General features: G+C 72.4%; 10 protein-coding genes. 4 read left to right on the top strand and 6 right to left on the bottom strand.

All coding sequences use genetic code 11. From position 1 onward, the window contains the following. Positions 1 to 174 precede the first annotated feature (174 nt). On the bottom strand, positions 175 to 639 hold the full coding sequence (locus ACSRUE_RS33005) for a response regulator (RefSeq protein WP_437768192.1): 465 nt from the start codon (positions 637 to 639) through the stop codon (positions 175 to 177). Positions 640 to 1,014: 375 nt separating this feature from the next. On the opposite strand from ACSRUE_RS33005, the gene ACSRUE_RS33000 reads away from it, so the two are divergent. Together ACSRUE_RS33000 and ACSRUE_RS32995 are read left to right on the top strand one after the other, a co-directional pair. After that, positions 1,015 to 1,836, top strand: coding sequence for a sensor histidine kinase (locus tag ACSRUE_RS33000; RefSeq protein ID WP_441287066.1), 822 nt, complete (start codon positions 1,015 to 1,017; stop codon positions 1,834 to 1,836). A gap of 119 nt (positions 1,837 to 1,955) precedes the next feature. Beyond that, entirely contained in the window at positions 1,956 to 6,005 is a 4,050-nt protein-coding gene (locus tag ACSRUE_RS32995; RefSeq protein WP_441287065.1) for a HEAT repeat domain-containing protein, read from the top strand. Positions 6,006 to 6,227: 222 nt separating this feature from the next. On the opposite strand, the gene ACSRUE_RS32990 is transcribed toward ACSRUE_RS32995, so the two are convergent. Together ACSRUE_RS32990 and ACSRUE_RS32985 are read right to left on the bottom strand one after the other, a co-directional pair. Then, positions 6,228 to 8,255 (bottom strand): DsbA family protein, encoded by a 2,028-nt coding sequence (locus tag ACSRUE_RS32990; RefSeq protein ID WP_441287064.1) that lies wholly within the window; start codon positions 8,253 to 8,255, stop codon positions 6,228 to 6,230. A gap of 411 nt (positions 8,256 to 8,666) precedes the next feature. Then, a complete protein-coding gene (locus ACSRUE_RS32985) occupies positions 8,667 to 9,161 on the bottom strand; it encodes a hypothetical protein (protein WP_441287063.1) in 495 nt (164 codons plus the stop codon). A 290-nt stretch (positions 9,162 to 9,451) separates the two neighbouring features. Here ACSRUE_RS32985 and ACSRUE_RS32980 point away from each other — a divergent pair, with 290 nt between their 5' ends. Together ACSRUE_RS32980 and ACSRUE_RS32975 are read left to right on the top strand one after the other, a co-directional pair. Continuing rightward, positions 9,452 to 12,271, top strand: coding sequence for a serine/threonine-protein kinase (locus tag ACSRUE_RS32980; protein ID WP_441287062.1), 2,820 nt, complete (start codon positions 9,452 to 9,454; stop codon positions 12,269 to 12,271). 164 nt (positions 12,272 to 12,435) lie between these two features. Then, positions 12,436 to 13,854, top strand: a complete 1,419-nt coding sequence (locus tag ACSRUE_RS32975) for an MATE family efflux transporter (RefSeq protein ID WP_441287061.1) — start codon at positions 12,436 to 12,438, stop codon at positions 13,852 to 13,854. A gap of 10 nt (positions 13,855 to 13,864) precedes the next feature. Here the strand turns inward: ACSRUE_RS32975 and ACSRUE_RS32970 are convergent, their stop codons facing one another. Genes ACSRUE_RS32970 through ACSRUE_RS32960 form a run of 3 tightly spaced genes read right to left on the bottom strand, consistent with a single transcriptional unit; the run spans position 13,865 to position 18,399 of the window. Then, positions 13,865 to 15,934, bottom strand: a complete 2,070-nt coding sequence (locus ACSRUE_RS32970; protein ID WP_441287060.1) for a bifunctional aldolase/short-chain dehydrogenase — start codon at positions 15,932 to 15,934, stop codon at positions 13,865 to 13,867. 46 nt (positions 15,935 to 15,980) lie between these two features. Then, a complete protein-coding gene (gene ahcY, locus ACSRUE_RS32965; RefSeq protein WP_437768184.1) occupies positions 15,981 to 17,297 on the bottom strand; it encodes an adenosylhomocysteinase in 1,317 nt (438 codons plus the stop codon). Then, positions 17,287 to 18,399, bottom strand: coding sequence for an ArsR/SmtB family transcription factor (locus ACSRUE_RS32960; RefSeq protein WP_437552820.1), 1,113 nt, complete (start codon positions 18,397 to 18,399; stop codon positions 17,287 to 17,289). Before ACSRUE_RS32960 ends, ahcY begins: the two co-directional genes overlap by 11 nt. Between the last annotated feature and the right edge of the window lie 82 nt (positions 18,400 to 18,481).

The raw sequence follows: 18,481 nt of genomic DNA, 5'->3' as shown, positions 1-18,481 counted from the left end.
GGCTCCGGCATCGCTCGGCCGACCTCTCACGCAGGGTCATGTAGGGGGGCGATCCGCTCGGGTCACGTCATGTTTGTATACCTGATTGCGGGCACAATGCCGGGCATTTCCCCTCCCGCGCAGGGGTTATCCTGCATTTGCCCTGAAGGGGTTTCAGGCTGCTCCTGATGGGGCCTAGGTAGGTCCGTAGGGTCGGCGGACGCCGACGATCTCGTGGAGCAAGCGAGCGGCGCTGTCCCAGTCGACTGGCTTCACGAGCACGCCGTCGAACGCCGAGGCGTTGAGGGCGGCGCGGGCCTCGAGATCGCGCCGGCCAGTGCACGCGAAGATGGCGACGTGCTGGGTCGCCGGATCGGCGCGCAGCGCCTCGGCGACGACGAAGCCGTCGATGCCGGGCATCCTCAGGTCACACAGGATCACATCCGGCACGTCCTGCGTCGCGAGGAACACGCCACGCAACCCGCCGGCTGCCCGCTCCACCAGGAAGCCGTGCGCAGCGAGCGCCGCCTCCGCCATGACGAGGAAATCGGGATCATCATCGACGATGAGGACCCGGCGCCGCCGCTCGAGCACCAGGGTATCCTCGTCTCCCTGCTCGTCGTGATGCTCGGTGAACTCTCTGCGCTCTGCCTCGGACATGCTCCCCCGCTCGCGGCTCGGCTGACAGCGCTCCCCAGGTGCTCGGGCTTCAATGCGCGATGCGCGGAAGCATGACCATGGACCCATGGAACATGGACCATGGAACATGGAAGGAGAGCAGCGAAGAGCAACGACCTCCCGCCGGCGTTTCTGGAAAGGCCCCCCCGCGCTGGTGGAGGCGGAACCCGAACCCCAGGTACACCTTGTGCCCAGGTCGCTTATCCGCAACCATCAACTGTCCAGCGCAGATGGGGGTCTCTGCGCGGCTCACCCCCCAGCCTCCGGCGACCGCCGTTTCGGGGCAGCCCCGACGACAGTTGGCTTGCTCGTCTGATGCTCGCGGTCCGCGCTGCTGCATATTCGGAGCAGGCGTTTATGTGGATGGATGACGAGTTCTTCGCGCGTGTGGGCCACGATCTTCGGGGCGAGCTGGCGACCATGCTGGCGGGGGTCCACTATCTCCTGCGTTACCAGAAGGATCTCGGGGCGGCGCCGCGGGACATGCTGGAGCGCGTGCGCGGCGCGGGCGAGCGGCTGAAGCGGCTGCTCGACGAGTTCGACAACTCCATCTGGCTCCGCGCGGACGCGAGCCGTCCCATGGCGATCGCCTCGTGCGATGCTGGCGAGCTCGCCCGCCGCGCGGCGGGGCATCTCGAGGAGGCGGCCACGGCGCGTGGCGTGCGCATCTCCTTCGATGCCGAGCCCGACGAGGGCGCGCCCGTGGAGGGGGATCCGGAGCTGCTCCGCGTGGCGATCGAGTACGTGCTCGGCTTCGCCATCCTGCGCTCGCGCGATCGCCCCGTGCAGATGCGTGTCTCGATCTCTGGCGGTGACGCGGTGGTGACCGTCATCGACGAGGCCGGCCCCGTCGGGCCCGAGCCGCTCGCCCGGCTGCTCGATCCGTTCGGCGAGCGGGCGGCGATCCCCGCCGACCCTGTCGCGCCGCGCCGTCGAGAGCGGCTGGGCCTCGGGCTCGCGATCGCGCGTGGCATCCTCGGTGCGCACGGGGGCGGGCTGATCGTCGAGCCGTCGTCCGAGCGCGCGGACGGCGGCTCGACGGAGCCGGCCTCGGGGCTCTCCGCGACGGGGCTGCGATTCACGTGCTCTCTCGGCGACGTTCGGCGGGGCTCTCCCCCCGGTTCGCCCGAAACGACGGGTCGCGGCCGTGCGGCGAGCGCCAGCGGCGATGACGGATGAGATCCTACCTGGGCTCGCAACGCGCGGATCGTGTCCGATGAAGACTTCGTCTAGGATGGACGGGGTCGCACGTCGCGAGCGTGCTCCAACTTCCACTGCCCACCGATGAATGCGCCTCGATGCCGACGCTGAGCTCTCTCCTCGTGCAGCATGGGGTTACCTCGATGCGGGTGGTCGAGGAGGCGATCGCCCGCCAAGTGCTCCACGGCGGCGATCTCGCCACGAATGTGCTGGAGCTGGGTGCGGTGCGTGAGCGAGAGCTCACGGCGCTGCTCGCGGAGAGCCTCGGGCTCCCGCCCGCCGTGGGCCGGCTGCGGCCCGCGTCGCCCGAGGTGCTCCGGACGATCCCCGTCGATCTTGCGGTCCAGCACCGCGTGTTCCCCCTCGACGTACGCGCGGGCCTCGACGTGGCAGCGACGGGAGCCCCGCAGCGCGAGGCGACGCTCGTCATCGCCACGGCAGAGCCCCTCGCGTTGCCCGTGGCGGAGGAGCTGAGCTTCGCGCTGGGGGTCAGCCTGCGGCAGCTCGCCGCGCCGCTGGTGCGCATCCGCCAGGCGCTCGCCGAGCACTACGGCGTGGCCCTGGAGCGGCGGTTGTCGCGGCTGGTGAAGCAGCTCGACGCGCGCGCCGAGCCGAGCCCGAGCGAGTCGAACCCGGCGAACGAGCCTGGCCCTCCGGTCGCCGCCGCGGTCCCGCCGGCGCCGGCGCCCGCCTCACCTGCGGGCGCCGACGCGGCTCCACACGCGGCGGTCGACGCCAGCGCGTCCGCGCAGATCGACACGAGTTCGCCTGACGAGGTCGTCGCGGATCCATCGGCCGAGCTCGCTGCCGCCTCGCCCCCTGGCGCCGATGTGGATTCACCGGCAGGCGTCCGCCCCACGTCACCTCCAGGAGTCGAGGCGGCGTCGCTGGCCAGCGTCGATGAGCCCGAGGATGCCGCTGAGACCCAGCAAAAGCGACCCAGCATCGAGGATGCGCCGACGGTCGAATCGCTGACCTCGATCTACGACGAGGACACGGTCGTCGCGGACGTCGCGCTCAACGAGGCGGTGCCCACGCCGAGGAAGCCGCCGCTCCACGAGATGGATGACGAGCCGACGGTCGTCGCTGCGTATCCGCTCGATCTCTCCTTGCTCCGCTATCCCGAGGCGCACATGCCTCGGGTCGAGGCGGTCGCTTCACCGCGCGCCACGCCGGCTGCTGGCGTGGCGGCCGCGCATACCGGCCAGGCGGCCGCGTTGCGGGAAGAGCCGGCGATCGAGCCGGCGGTGCCGACACCGCGCTCCGAGCAGCTCGCGCCGCACCTTTCGCCGCTGGCGCCATCGGAGGCCGTGCGCACGTCGCCGCCCGTGGAAGCCCCGGGGCCGCCCGTCGAAATCCCGGAGCCGGCCCCGAAAGCAGCGGCCTCGCCCGCGTCGGCGCTGTCGAGCGTGCGTTCGCCAGCGCCGGGCACTCAGCTCCTGACGGGCTGGCTGAAGCGGGCCTCTGCTGCACACCGGCCTCAGCAAGAGCCGCTGCCGCGAGCCGCTGCGGCGCTCCAGCAGCAGCCCCACGGATCCGCATCCACGGCGTCGGCAGCGGCGGCATCGGTACCCGCTGTATCGACACCTGAGGCGCCGGTACCCGTGCCGTCAGCGCCTGCGACGCCGGCACCCGCGGTGTCGGCACCCGCGGTGTCGGCACCTGCGGCAGCTCCGGCGGAGCGACGCGAGCTCTCCTCGAGCGCACCGGCGGCGAAGACCTCCATGCGCGAGGCGGGACGGTCTGCGCCCGCTGCGCAGAGGCGGAAGGGCCCCTTCACGCTGGCCATGGCCGAGCAGGCGCTCGCCGCCGTCGGATCGAGCGAAGAGGTGCTCGGGGTCCTCTTCGACTTCGCTCAACAGTACTTCGAGTACACGGTCCTGTTCACGGTGCACGGCGAGCGCGCTGAAGGCCGCAACGCTTCAGGTCCAGGCGCCGAGCGCGAGCGCGTCACGAAGATCACCGTGCCCTTCGAACGTCCGAGCGCCCTCGCCAGGGCGCGCGCGCTCCGCGCGCCGGTCGTCACCGCCGTCGTGGGCAGCGCGCCTGACGCCGAGCTCCAGCGCGAGCTCGGCAGGAAGGTCCATGCGGCCGCCGTGGCGGTCGTCCCGATCGTCGTGCGCGGCCGCGTCGTCGCGCTCGTCTACGGCGACGACGGCGCCACCTCGGTCGAGCTCTCGAGCATCGGAGACCTCATCGCGCTCGCCGGCATCGCGGCGACCGTGCTGGAGCGGCTCATCCTGCGGAAGAAGCAGAACCGCAGCGGCGGAGCCCAGCAAAGCGACGGCCCGGCGCCCCACGAGGCCGCCACGCCGAAGCATCCCGCGCCCGCGCCGCAGCCTCCTGCGCCCGCACCTCCGGAGGACGCCGCCGCGCCTCCGGAGGGCGACGCTGCGCCGATGGACGAGCAGGCAACGGAGGGACCGCTCTCCCTGCGCACCCGCGCCGCGCTCATGGAGCTGAGCAGCATGGTCCGTTCGGACGCGCACGGCTCGCACGTCGCCGCCGCGGGCGCGCAGCTGCCTGCGGCGGACGCAGACCGCGACGCGGGGGAGCCCCCGCCCGCCGACCCCTCCGACGTCGCGCCGCAAGCCGTGCGGCCGCAGGGCGGCTGGACCACGGAGGACGGCGCTTCCGGGATCGACGCCGTCGCGCGGGCCTTCGGCCTTCGCGGCACCGGCGTGGAGACCGAGCCCGTGCGGCCGGACGACGGTGTCGGGCACGCGATGGCCTTCAGCTCGACGATCCCGCCGGCCCCGACGCCGCACGCGCAGCGCATGGGCTCCGAGCCGCAGTTCCGGTCGGGCCTCGAGGTGGACGCGGCCGTCGTGTCCGGCACGGCCGTCACGGCGCCGATGATGCCGGCGGTCACGGCGCCGATGATGCCGGCGGTCACGCCGCTTCCCGCGCCGCGCGCCGCGGCGTCGTCGTCGCCGGCGATCATCGACGAGATCCCCGACCTCGAGATCCCCGCGGCGCCGGTCCCTTCGGCGTCGGAGGACCTCGATCTCGGCGAGCCGGAAGAGGCGCGGACGAAGCGGTACTCACGGCCTCCGTGGATGCTCGACAGCTCGATCACGCCGGGCGCAGAAGAGCACCGGGAGCTCGGCCCGTCGCCGGCCGCGGGGCGGCCCTCGTGGCGCCGCCGCACGCCTGTCGCCGTCGATACCGCCACGGCGTACGCGAGGCCCCCGTCCGAGCGGCGCGCCGCGGTCTCGCCGTCGCCGGCCGGCGACTTGCGCGCGGAATACACCTCGCTCCTTCAACATGTGCTCGCGGGCGGCGAGGCCGGCGCGAGGGCGTTCGCCGAGCTCGTGCGCAACGGCGACACGGCGATCTCGGTCGTCGCCGCGCGGTTTCCCGGTCCGCTCCGGGTCGATCGCCAGCGCTTCCGCGAGCAGCTCGCCGGCCCGGAGGGCGCCGCGATCGTCGCCACCTCGCCCCCCGCCTCCCAGTGCGGGCCGCTGCTCGAGCTCATCGTCGCGATCCGGCGCCCGGCGCTGCCCTTCATGACCGTGCGGAGCTCCTCGCCCGACCCCGAGGTGCGCCTCTGGGCCACGCACGTGCTCGGCGAGCTGCGGTACCCGGAGGCCGCCAACGCGCTGCTCCCACGGCTCTTCGACGACAGCATCGCCGTGCGGCGGATCGCGATCCAGTCGGCCGCCTCGCTGATCGCGGCGCCGCCCGCGGGCGGCCCGATCCTGCAGGGGCTCGACCACATCGCGCGCGACCGCGAGGAGGCGTCCGCGCGGCGGCTCGCGGCCATCGAGACGATGACCGAGATCCGCTCGGGAGCCAGCGTGCCGGCGCTCATCAGCGCGCTCACCGATCCTCACGAGGCGATCGTCGAGGCGGCAGCGCGGGCGCTGGTCGTCGTCACGCGGGACGATCTCGGCCGGGACGCGCGCAGGTGGCTGTCGTGGTGGTCGAGGAACGGCGAGCGCCATCGCATCGAGTGGGTCATCGACGCGCTCACGCACGAGAAGCCTGCCATCCGCCGCGCGGCGATCGACGAGCTGAAGGGCGTCACCAAGGAGTACTTCGGCTACTACGAGGACCTGCCGCGGCAGGAGCGGGAGGCCGCCCAGGAGCGCTACCGCGCGTGGTGGATCTCCGAGGGACGCTCGCGGTTCCGCACCACCGGCTGACGCCGCAACCATGGAGCGGGCGGCGGCGGCTGGCGGGCGGCCCGCGGCGCCGCCTCCCGCGGGAGCGGCGCGCCGACGCCTCACGGGCGACGCGCGCAGAAGGAGGCTGAGCCCGCGTCGCGCGGGGAGGCGGGCGGCTCAGCCGCTCAGCGGGAGCCGCCCGTCGGGTGGGCTTCAGGGAGGGTCAGGGGAAGGGGAGAGAGCGAACCGCGCAGCGGCGGTTCACTTCGGCGCGGCGGGGGCCGCGGCCGGCTGCGTGGCGGGCGCCGGCCTCTTGACGGGCAGCCCGGCGGGCGCGGTCTCGCCGGCCTCCTTCATGGCCTTGTCGATGAGCTTCTTGAACTTCGAGAACGGCTGCGCGCCGCTGATGAAGTAGCCGTTCACGACGAACGCCGGCGTCCCGCTGATGCCCGCCTTGTCCGCCACGGAGTTCTCGGAGTCCACGAACGCCTTGTGGGTGTTCGCGTCGAGCGCCTTCTTGAACTTCGTCATGTCGAGGCCCTGCTCCTCGGCGTACTTCTCGAGCGAGGCGCGCGAGAAGGCGTCCGGCTGCCCCTGATTCTTGAAGAGCACCTCGTGGTACGCCCAGAACCCGGCGTTGCCCTTCTGCGTGTAGGCCTCCTGCGCGGCCTCGGACGCGAGCGGCGCGTTCTTGTGCATCGGCAGCGGCCGGTGGCGCCACACGATCTTCAGCTTGTCGCCGTAGGTCTTCGAGATCTGGGAGACCGTGTCCTCGACGCGCTTGCAGAACGGGCACTCGAAGTCCGAGAAGACCTGCATCACGACCTTGGCCCTCTCGCCGCCCTTCCACGGGCTGTTCGGCGCCGGCGCGGAGACCTCCTTGCGCTCGGGCGGCGGCGGCTCCTTGCCGTCCTTGATGATCTCGGCGTAGAGGTCCTTGGCGGCGACGCCCTTGGCGAGCAGCGCCTCCGACTTCTTGATCTCCTCGTCGATGATCGTCTTGAACTTGTCGATCGGCTGCGCGCCGACGAGCCGGCGGCCGTTGATGAAGAAGTGCGGGGTCCCGGACGCCTGCAGGTCGTCCGCGAGCTCCTGATCGGCGGCGATGGACGCGCCGAACTTCTTGGTGGCGATCGCGGCCTTCACCTTCTCGACGTCGAGCCCGAGCTCCTTGGCGTAGCCGAGCAGGTCGTCGTCGTTGAGCTTCTGCTGGTTCTTCCAGAGCAGGTAGTACGCGTCCCAGAAGCCCTTCTCGCCCTTCTGCGCGCGGGCCTCCATGGCGAGCTCAGCCGCGGGCTCGGCGCGCTGGTGGAACGGGAGCGGGTTGTTCTTCCAGACGAGCCGGACCTTGTCCCCGTAGGTCTTGATGATCTCGTCGAGGGTCGGGACGACCTTGCTGCAGAACGGGCACTGGAAGTCGGACCACTCGACGATGGTGACCAGCGCCGTGGCCGGGCCCTTCGCCGGCGCGTCGCCGACGGGCACCTTCCAGACGGTCTTGTCGTCCTCCTGCGGGCGCTCGCGGTCCTTCTGGGGCGGCGCCTTCGCCTTGTTCTCCGCGGCGAGCTTCGCGTACACCTTGTCGGGCTTGGTCCCGGCGGCGACCGCCGCCTGCGCGGCCTTGAGCTGCTCGTCGATGACGGACGTGAACTTGTCGATCGGCTGAGCGCCGCTCAGGAACACGCCGTTGATGATCGAGGCGGGCGTGCCGGTGACGCCCGAGGTCTTGCCGACCGCCATGTCGGCGTCGATCTTGGCCATGTACTCCTGCCGATCGAACGCCGCCTTGAACTTCGCCCTGTCGACGCCGGCGTCGCCGGCCCACTTCTCGAAGTTCTCGGGCGTGAGGCTCTTCTGGTTCTGGAAGGCGAGCTCGTGGAACTTCCAGAACGCCTTCGAGCCGCCGAGGCGGAACACGGTCTCGGCCGCGAGCGCCGCCGGGCGCGCGTTCTTGTGGAAGGGGAGCGGGTTGTTCTTCCAGAGGATGCGCAGCTTCTCGGGACCGTACTTGTCCTTGAGCTGGTTGATCGTCGTCTCGACCTTGCTGCAGAACGGACACTCGAAGTCGCTGAAGACGACCATCGTCACCGGCGCCGCCCGCGTGCCCCACATGGGGTCCTTCGACGACACCGGGACCGCCGCGTCCTCGTCGGTCCACGGCTGACCGTCCTCGAAGGCCGCCGAGATCTCATGCCCGCGCGAGCCGGCGCTCCGATCGATGCTCCACATCAGCCCCATCCCTGCGATGAAGCAGAGAAGAAAGCCGACGATGGCTGTTCCCTTGTTCATGATATTTCCTCTCTCAACGTGGTGGGGTTCCGCCAGGCGGGCCCCTCCTTCAACGCGGGCGCGGCACCGGGTGCAGCGCCCGCGACAAGATCGCCAATCGTGACCTCCCGGGGCGGCGAGCCACCCCGGGCCGACGGAGCCGCCGCCGCGTGCGCGCGGCGCAGCCCCCGGCGGAGCGCCAGGGCCGCTCTCAACCCTCACGCCGGCGCCTGCGACCGGCCTCGATCGCGGCTGGCACGTCGCCCTCGGGAGGGCGAGCCTGCGCGACGTGGGACCGGACCAGCGCCTAGGAGGCTCGGGTCAGACCGGCAAGCGCTCCGGAGCTCGCGGCAGCGCCGCCCTCGCGCCAAGAGCTGTGGTCTGCGAGAGACCACGCGGCGCGATCGCGTGCGGGCTGCCGGCGAGCTCGCCTCATCGAGGCGGGTGGTAAACGCCCTGCGCGACGCCGGGACGCGGTCCTCCGGAGACCGCCGCGAACGAGAAGCGCGAGAGCGGCGCGCACGGGGCAGGGAGGACGAGGTCAGGAAGGAGCAACGCCTGCTGCGGGGCGCTGGAGAGCTCGCTCACAGGGCCGGGGTGCCGCGAGTTCGGCCCGACCATCGGCCCGCCATCGCTCCTGGCGCAGCCCGGCGCCGCGTCGATCCGCGCGTCGGTGATCGGGAGGGTGCGGGGCGGAGCGACCGAGGAAGCTCCGCGGGGATCGCAGATCGGCGCGTCCCTCGTCTCGCCCGTCGCATCGTCGACGCTGGTCAGGACCGTGCACGACGGCTCGTCCGGCGGGGCGACGATCGTCATCCGGTCGTCCTCGCACACCGGGACGATCGCAGCGCGCGCTGTCAGCGGCAGGACCAGCGCCAACGCGAACGTCAGCACGGTCATCAGGCGCTGGACAGCGTGTCGCGACATCCCTCGCAAGGATTAGCCGAGGCATGCAGGGAGAGCAATGGCCCGGATCCCCGCAGGAATGCGACACTTCGAGGTCTTCCTGGACGGATCCCGACGCTTCTCCAGGGTACCGCCCGGAGGACGCCACTTGTCGACAGGGTGTGGATATCCCTGTGGATAAGTTGGAGATCCCCTGTGTCGAAACGGTGGTTCGAGCGGCCCGCGTCAGCAGGAGCACGGCAGGTTTCCGCGTCGCGCAGCGGTTCGCGCGAACTTGGCCCACCTTGTCCTACATCCGGTAGGTTCGCTCCATGGCGAACTCCTCCGCGACCGTGCCTCGCCCGGTTCCTCCGCCCTCGCACGAGCCCACCAGGAGCGGCTTCGCTGCGGACGATGTTCCCCGGCCGCTCGGCCGTTACGTGCTCCTGCGGCGCATCGCTCGGGGAGGCATGGGGGAGGTGTTCCTCGCCTCCACGACCGGGCTGGAAGGCGCCGAGCGCCCCGTCGTCGTGAAGATCATCCGCCGCGAGCACGCGTCCGACCCGAGCTACATCGCCCGCTTCCTGGACGAAGCGCGGGTGCAGGCGCAGCTCCAGCACTCCGGCGTCGCGCAGGTCATCGAGGCGGACGTCGACCCCGCGACGGGGGAGCCTTACGCGGTGGTCGAGCACGTCGAGGGCCGGAGCCTCGGCGAGGTCCGGGCCCGCGCGGTGCAGCTCGGGCACCGCTTCGACTGGGCGGAGGCGGTCGCGATCGCGACGATGATCGCCGAGGCGCTCGCCCACGTGCACGAGCGCAGGGACCCGTCGGGCGCCGCGCTCGCCATCGTCCACCGCGATCTGTCGCCGCAGAACGTGATGCTCGGCTTCGCCGGCGACGTGAAGATCATCGATTTCGGCACCGCCCGCGGGCAGAACCGGCGCTGCCACACGGTCGCGGGCGTCGTCTTCGCGAAGCCGGGCTACGTCGCGCCGGAGGTCGCCAACGGCGACCCGGGCGACGCGCGGGTCGATCTCTACGCGCTCGGGATCATGCTCTGGGAGCTGTGCGCGGGGCGCCGGTTCCTCCAGGGCGACGCGCAGACGCACATGGCCGCGGTCGCGCGCAACCAGAACGATCCGCCGCCGATCGCGCTGTCGCTCGGGGCCCCGTCGGCGCTCGACGCCGCCATCGGGCGGCTCACGGCCTTCGACCGCGAGGCCCGGTACCCGTCGAGCCGCGCCGCCGCGCGCGACCTCGCCGCGCTCCTCGGGGCGGCGGTGGCCCTGCCCGGCGGCGAGCGCGGCGTGCGCGCGCGGGCCGCGCACCTGATGCAGCGCCTGTTCCCTGGCGAGCCGGGGCGCTCGCGCGGCGAGTTCGCGGCCCTCGTCGCCGCCGCCAAGGCCCGTCGCGCCACGGCCGTGACGCCGGTGAGCCCGCGCGCCGAGGCCATGGCCTCCGCCGAGCGCGTGGACGACGGCGCGCTGCCCGGGACGCGCTACCGGCTGCTGCGCGAGATCGGGACGGGCGCGAGCAGCACCGTCCACGAGGCGGAGCACGTCGATCTGGGGCGCCGCGTGGCGCTCAAGGTCGTCTCGGCGGAGCACTCGGCGACCGACGTGATCGCGAGCCGCTTCCGCCGTGAGGCCCGCGTCCTCTCGCGCCTCTCCCACGAGCACCTCGTGAAGGTCCACGATTTCGGCATGGCCGCGGACGGCCGGCTGTTCTGCGCCATGGACCTCCTGGAGGGCGAGACGCTCGACGCCCTGCTCGTCCGCGGCGGCGCGATCGACTGGAGGGACGCGCTCGCGATGGCCGTCAAGGTGCTGAGCGCGCTCGAGCTCGCGCATGCCGAGGGGCTCGTTCACCGGGACATCAAGCCCGAGAACCTCTTCATGACGCGCCCGCGCGGCGCCGAGGGGGCGCTCTCCCTCGCGGACGCCGGCCTGAAGCTGCTCGATTTCGGGCTCGCGAAGCGCCTCTCCGAGGATCGCGGCGAGGCCTATGGCGTCGCGGACGAGACGGGCGCCGGCGAAGGGCCGGCCCGGGCCGCGGTCGCGATCGTCGGGACGCCCGAGTACATGGCCCCCGAGCAGGCCGCGTCGGGGCGCATCGACGGGCGCGCCGATCTCTACGCGCTCGGCTGCGTCCTCTACGAGATGCTCACGGGGCGCCTGCCGTTCGTCGAGCAGAGCCTCGTCGCGCTGATCGACGCGAAGATCAAGGGCAGCCCCGAGCGCCTCCGCGAGCGCGCGCCGACCCGGCAGATCCCGACCTTCGTCGACGATCTGGTGATGCGCGCGCTGGCCCGTCACCCGAGCGTCCGCTTCCAGAGCGCCGCCGAGATGCGAAAGGCCATCCTGGAGGCGCTGGGGCGACCTGCTCGCGCGCGCGCCCGCCGCCGCGCGCTGGGGTTCGCCGCGGTCGCCGCCGCGATGACGCTCGCGGGCGTGCTGGTCGTCGGCAAGGGGCGCGAGCTGGTGGCCCGTGTCCCCGCGGTCGCTGCGCTCGTCGGCGCTGCGGGCGAGGCGGCCGCGACGTCGGGTGACGCGGCGCAGCCCGCCGCGCCGGGGATCGCTGCGGAGGCGTCGGCGGCAGCCGCGGAGGCGCCGGCAGCGGCCGCGGAGGCGCCGTCGCTCGCGGCAGCTTCCTACGCGCCGGCGTCCGTCGCGGCGGCCCTCGCAGCGGCCAGCGCGGCAGGGCCTGGCGCGGCAGGGCAGGGGAGCGCCACGCCTTCGGCCCTCGCGGCTGTGCCCGCCGACGGCCCCGATGCCGCCGCGCCCCGAGAGGGAGCCGCGCAGCCTGCGGCGGTCGTGTCGCCTGCGCAGGTCGCCGTCGCGAAGAGCGACGCGGCGAAGCCGCCCGCGAGGGACGAGGTCGCCCGGCGCGCCTCGGCGAGGACCGCGCGCGCGCCGGCGCCGAAGGCCGACAAACCTGCGGCGCGCGGCGCGGCGGATCGCGCCTCCCGCGAGGTCGCGAAGCGCGAGCCCAAGGCGCGCGAGCGATCGTCCTCGTCTGCGGCGCGCGCGTCGGCCGCGCCGACACCCGCGCGTGGCGAGGCTGACACGGCCTCGAAAGGAGCGCACGAGGATCGCAGCGAAGCGAAGCGGCGCCGTCACAAGCGCCGGTCCCGGGTCGCGAAAGCGGAGTAGCCGCGCGTCGCGCGGCGCATTTCGCTCGCGCATGGGCCGCGGCGTTGTATACCGCGCAGCCTGCGATGGCTCAGATCGCCCCGTCCGCGCCGGGCTCGAACGCCGTAACTTCGGGCCCACCCCATCGCGCCATCCTGCGGCTCGCGCTGCCGACCGTGGCGGCGATGCTCACCCAGAGCATCGTCAACGAGGTCGACATCGTCTTCTTCGCGCACCTGCCGTGCCCCGAGTCCTCGAACGCGCACGCGGCGCTCTTGCCGTCGCTGATCGTCCTGTGGCTGTTCGGTGGCTCGCTCAGCGCGATCTCGGTCGGCACGCAGGCGTTCACGGCGCGCCGCTTCGCCGAGAATCGCCCCGGGGACGCTGGCGCGGTCCTCGCGAACGCCCTGTTCTTCGCGATCGTCGCCGGCGTCGTGTTCTCCGCGATCGGGTACCTGACGATGCCGTACATCCTGTCCGTCATCATCAAGGTGCCCGACGCGCGGCAGGCGGCGCTCGATTACCTCGGCTGGCGCCTGCTCGGCGTGACGTCGATGGCGGCGACGTTCGCGCTGAAGGCGTTCTTCGACGGGATCGGCAAGACGCACATCCACCTGGTCTCGGCCCTCGCGATGAACGGGCTGAACATCGTGCTCTGCCTCCTGCTCATCTTCGGCAACGCCTCGCTCGGCATCCCGAAGTACGGCATCGCCGGCGCCGGCATGGCCGGCTTCATCTCGACCTACGTCGGCCTCGCGATCATGCTCGCGTACGCGCTCCTGCCGGAGTACCGGCGCCGCTACCGCCCGTTCGCCACGAGCAAGCTCTCGGCCCCGCTCGTCTGGTCCATCCTCAGGCTGTCGATCCCGAGCGCCGTCGCGACCGTCGCGATCATGACGGGCTTCGCGCTCTTCTACGCGATCGCCAGCAAGCTCGACCAGGTCACGCCGGCGGGGGTCGTCTCGCCGCTCTGCCCCGGCGGCCGCGCGGAGCCGGTGTACGGCGCCGCGACCACGGTGATCGTCGGGATCCTGAAGCTCACGTTCACCGCCTGCCTCGCCTTCGGCACGTCGACGGCGACGCTGGTCGCGCAGTCGCTCGGCGAGAAGGACGGCGACAAGGCCGCGCGCTTCGGCTGGGCCAGCGTCCGGCTGGGGCTCGCGATCTTCGGCGTCGTCGGCCTGCTCGAGGCGATCTTCGCGCCGCAGATCCTCGCGTTCGCCAGCAGCAGCGAGCTCGTCCAGGCCGCGGCGCTCCGGCCGCTCCAGATCATGGGCATCTGCACGCCGCTCGTCGCGGTCGGCATGATCCTCACGCAGGCGCTCTTCGGCGCGGGCAACACGCTGTTCGTCATGGTCGTGGAGCTCATCCTGCACTTCACCTGCCTCGTCCCGCTGGCGTGGCTGCTCGGCATCACGCTCGGCTTCGGCCTGATGGGCATCTGGGGCGCCGGCGTCGTGTACGTGGTCCTCCTCGCCGCGACCATGGTGTGGAAGTTCCGCTCGGGGGACTGGAAGAAGATCCGGCTCGACGCCCAGAAGCCCCTCGACGGGGCCGCGCTCGGCGAGGGCGGCGGCGGCGGGGCGAGCGCGCAGGGGCTCTGAGCCGACCGGCTCAGCGGGGGAAAGCGGCGGCGTTCCCGCCGTCGACGGTCACGACGCAGCCCGTCGTGGCCTCGGCGGTCGCGAGGTAAAGGAACGCCTGCGCCACGTCCGCCGCGGTGGTCTCGCGCCGGAGCAGGTTGTCGCGGAAGTAGTCGTCGACCGAGACGTTGCGGGCGCGGGCGCGCGCCTCCAGCAAGCCGGCGCCGAAGAGCGCGGTGCGGATCCGGTCGGCGTTCACGGCGTTGGCCCGGATGCCCTGAGGTCCGAGGTCCACGGCGTACTGGCGCATCAGCGAGACGAGCGCCGCCTTGGCGACGCCGTAGGGGCCGAAATCGGGCCCCTGGTTGAACGCGCTCTTCGACGCGTTGAACAGGATCGCGCCGCCTGAGCCCTGCGCGAGCAGCACCCGCGCCGCCGCGCGGGCGACGTTCTGGTGGCCGAGCAGGTTCAGCTCGAGCGACGCGCACAGGGCCTCGTGCCCCTCGGACGTGTGGAGGGAGCCCGAGAACGCGCGGCCTGCGTTCGAGACGACGATGTCGACGCCGCCGAGGTGCGCCGCGCTCTGCGCGAACGCGCGGTGCACGCTGGCCTCGCTGCGCACGTCGCAGGCGACCTTCATGCAGCGGCCGCGGTAGCGGCCCCCGAGCTCGGCGGCGGCCCTCTCGAGCGACTCCTCATCGCGATCGGCCAGCACCACGTGCGCCCCCGCGGCGAGGAACGCCGCCGCGGTCGCGTGCCCGATCCCCGAGGCGGCGCCCGTGATCAGCGCGATCCGCCGATCGAGCGGGCCCCGCTGGCCTGCGCCGAGCTTCAGCTTCGCCTGCTCGAGGCTCCAGTACTCCATGTCGAAGAGGTCGAGCTCCGGGACCGGCTGGTACCCGCCGAGCGCCTCGGCGGCCTCGATCACGGAGACGGTGTGGGCATAGACGTCCGCGACGATCTCCGCCTCGGCGCGGGAGCCGCCCACGCACAGCGCGCCCGCCCCGGGGAACAGCAGCACCCGCGGGAACGGGTCGAGCTCGTCGCGGGCGACGCCCCGCGCCGCGCAGGAGCGGCGGAAGTACTCGTGGTACTCGTCCACGTACCTCGCGATGGCCTGCTCGACGGTCGCGCGGAAGCGCGCCGTGTCGGTGATGTCGTGGCCGTGGATGACGAGCGGCCGCGCCTTGGTGCGGATGACGTGGTCCGGCGTGGCGCAGCCGATCTGCGAGACCCTGGCCAGATCGTCGCGCGCGCAGAACGCGAGCAGCTCCAGGCCGGTGCGGAGCGTGCAGACCCAGGGGCGCCCCGACGCGCGGGCGAGCGCTCCGCGGACGACCGGCCCGATGGCGGCCCGGAGGTCCGGATCCGCCACGACCGTGGGGTGCGAGACGATCACGCTGCGCTCGGCGATGTAGTGCTCGGCGCGCGTCACGGCGTCGATCATGCGCGTGTAGCTCTCCTCGGCGGTGTCTCCCCACGTGAAGACGCCGTGCTTGTCGAGGATCATCAGCGACGGGAGCGCCCCTTGCGCGAGGCGCTCCCGGACGAGCTCGGCGACGCGGCGGGCGAGCGCGAAGCCTGGCATGACGTACGGCACGAAGAGCGCGCCGTCCCCGTAGATCGCCCGGACGACCTCGGCCGAGCCGGGCTGATCGATGACCGCGAGCACCGCGTCCGCGTGCGTGTGATCGACGAACTTCGCGGGGATGATCGCGTGCAGCAGCGCCTCGACCGACGGCGTCGGGCTCGCCGGATCCAGCATCTGGCCGCGCAGCAGCGCGACCATCTGCTCGTCGGTCATCGCCTCGAGCGCGCACGCGCGCTGGAGCGGCGCGAGGCGGCACGCCGGGAAGCCGCGCGGCTCGATGGTCGCGAGGTCCCACCCGCTGCCCTTGATGAAGAGCACGTCGACGCGATCGCCGAGCAGGTCGACCGCCGTGCTCTTGACGCTCGTGTTCCCGCCGCCGTGGAGGACGAGCGACGGATCGGCGCCGAGCAGGCGCGATGTGTAGACGCGGAGGGCGAGATCCTCGCCCCAGGTCGAGGCGTAGGTGTCGAGGGTGCGCTGGGCTTCGTCCTTGCTGTGGCGAGGATCCATCGATCGGCCGCCTACCCCAGCGGCGGAGGCGCCGAAAGCCCGACGCTCAGTAGCGGTAGTTCTCGGCCTTGAAGGGGCCCTCGGCGGGGACGCCCAGGTACTTCGCCTGCTCCGTCGTGAGCTGGGTCAGCTCGACCCCGAGCTTCGGCAAGTGCAGCGCCGCGACCTTCTCGTCGAGCTTCTTCGGCAGCAGGTGGACGCCGATCGCATGCTTCTCGGTCCACAGGGCGATCTGCGCGAGGACCTGGTTGGAGAACGAGGTCGACATCACGAACGACGGGTGGCCGGTGGCGCACCCGAGGTTCACGAGCCGGCCGCGCGCGAGGACGATCAGCCGCTTGCCGTCCGGGAAGACGAAGTGATCGACCTGCGGCTTGATGTTCTCCTCCTTGATCTCGGGGTTCTTCTCGAGCCACGCGATCTGGATCTCCGAGTCGAAGTGCCCGATGTTGCAGAGGATCGCCTCGTCCTTCATCGCGATCATGTGCTCCGCCCGGACGACGTCGGCGCAGCCGGTCGCCGTGACGAAGATGTCGCCGACCGGGGCGACGGTCTCGAGGCGCTTCACCTCGTAGCCCTCCATCGCCGCCTGCAGCGCGCAGATCGGGTCGATCTCGGTGATGATCACGCGCGCCCCCAGGCCGCGCAGCGACTGCGCGCACCCCTTGCCGACGTCGCCGTAGCCGCACACGACGGCGACCTTGCCGGCGAACATCACGTCGGTGGCCCGCTTGATCCCGTCGCCCAGCGACTCGCGGCAACCGTAGAGGTTGTCGAACTTGCTCTTGGTCACCGAGTCGTTGACGTTGATCGCGGGCACCTTCAGCTTGCCCGCGCGGTGCATCTCGTAGAGCCGGTGCACGCCGGTCGTCGTCTCCTCGGAGAGCCCGCGGATCGGGTCGGCGCCGGTGAAGAGCTCCGGGTGCTTCTCGTGGGCGACGATCGTGAGATCGCCGCCGTCGTCGAGGATCATGTTGGGCCCCTTGCCGCCCTTGAAGGCGTAGAGCTGCTGCTCGATGCACCAGTCGTACTCCTCGAGGGTCTCGCCCTTCCACGCGAAGACCGGGATGCCGGCCGCCGCGATCGCCGCCGCCGCGTGGTCCTGCGTCGAGTAGATGTTGCAGCTCGTCCAGGTGACCTCCGCGCCGAGGGCCACCAGCGTCTCGATCAGCACCGCGGTCTGGATCGTCATGTGGAGGCAGCCGGCGACGCGCGCGCCCTTGAGCGGCTGCGTCGGGCCGTACTCCGCCCTGAGCGCCATCAGCCCGGGCATCTCCTTCTCGGCGATGCGGATCTCCTTGCGACCCCAGTCCGCGAGCGTGATGTCGGCGACCTTGTACGAGAGCTTCTTCTCAGCAGTCATGGTGTCCCTTTGCCTTTTCGGTGAATGCGCTTGTGCGCGCGCCGCGCCAGCCGACGAGCAGCTGCCAAACCAGGTGTCGATCCGGGCCTTCGCCCTGCCACGCGGACGGCAGCCGCCGGAGCTCGACGCCGGAGAGCCCGGCCTCCTCGGCGAGGCCTCGGAGGTCGCCCGGCGAGAAGCCGAGCCAGATGTCCGCCTCCTGCTCCCGGAGGGCCTGATCGTGGTGCGCCTCGTAATCGAGCACGCACACCGCGCCCCCGCGGGCGTGAGCGCCGTCGCCGCGGCCGGGCGCGGCCGGGCGGGCGAGCTCGACGAGCGCGCGCATCGCCTTTGCCGGCTGAGGCGCGTGGTGCAGCACGCGCGCCGCGAAGACCACGTCGGCGCCCCCGGAGAGGGCCTCGCCGGCCTCCGGAGGATCGCCGCCGAGCGCGCGCGCCACGGCCCGGATCACCTCGGGCCCGTCGATCTCGCCGCACACCAGCTCGACGTTCTCGAGGCTGCGCCGCCGCAGGCGCTCCCCGGCGAGCTGCAGCTGCGCGCTCGCGCGATCGAGCGCGACGACGCGATCGAAGACGGGCGACAGCACCTCGAGCAGCGCCCCGTCGCCGGTGCCCGCGTCGACCGCCAACCGCCGATGGGGCAGGAGCGGCGCGAGCGCCGCGAGGTAGGCGGCGAGCTCGGCCGGCGGCCCCGGGCGCAACGGCCGCCCGCCGCGCGCGAAGAACTCGCGCGTCTCGGCGTCGCGCGCGGCCAGCACCTCCTCGACGCGCGCGAGCGTCCCGTCCGCCGCGCACGCGCGCTGGCCCGCGCGCACCGCGTCGTCGACCACGGGATCGGTCGTCGCGCGCGGATCCAGGCGGAGCAGCGTCCACGTCCCCTGGCGCCTGGCGAGCAGGATCCCCGCCTCGCGGAGCGCGGCCGCGTGGCGCGAGATCTTCGGCTGGCCCTCGCGGAGCAGCTCGGCCAGCTCTCCGACGGCGAGCTCCTCCGCCGCGGCCAGGCCGAGGAGCCGCACCCGCACCGGATCCGCCAGCAGCCGGTACAGCTCGCACCGCGCGACCGCCTCCTCCGGTTGAGCCGGCGTCTCTGCGACCGAGACCATGGCTCCTGTATATGTGTTGATGCACATAGATGCAAATAGTTTGAACGAGGCCCTGGACGCGCTCGGTTCGCCGCGAAGGCCC

This window comes from Sorangium sp. KYC3313 (assembly GCF_052075895.1).
Classification (GTDB): Bacteria; Myxococcota_A; Polyangia; order Polyangiales; family Polyangiaceae; genus Sorangium; species Sorangium cellulosum_B.
Note: the sequence above shows the minus strand (reverse complement) of the source record. Positions and strands in the feature narration are given on the sequence as shown.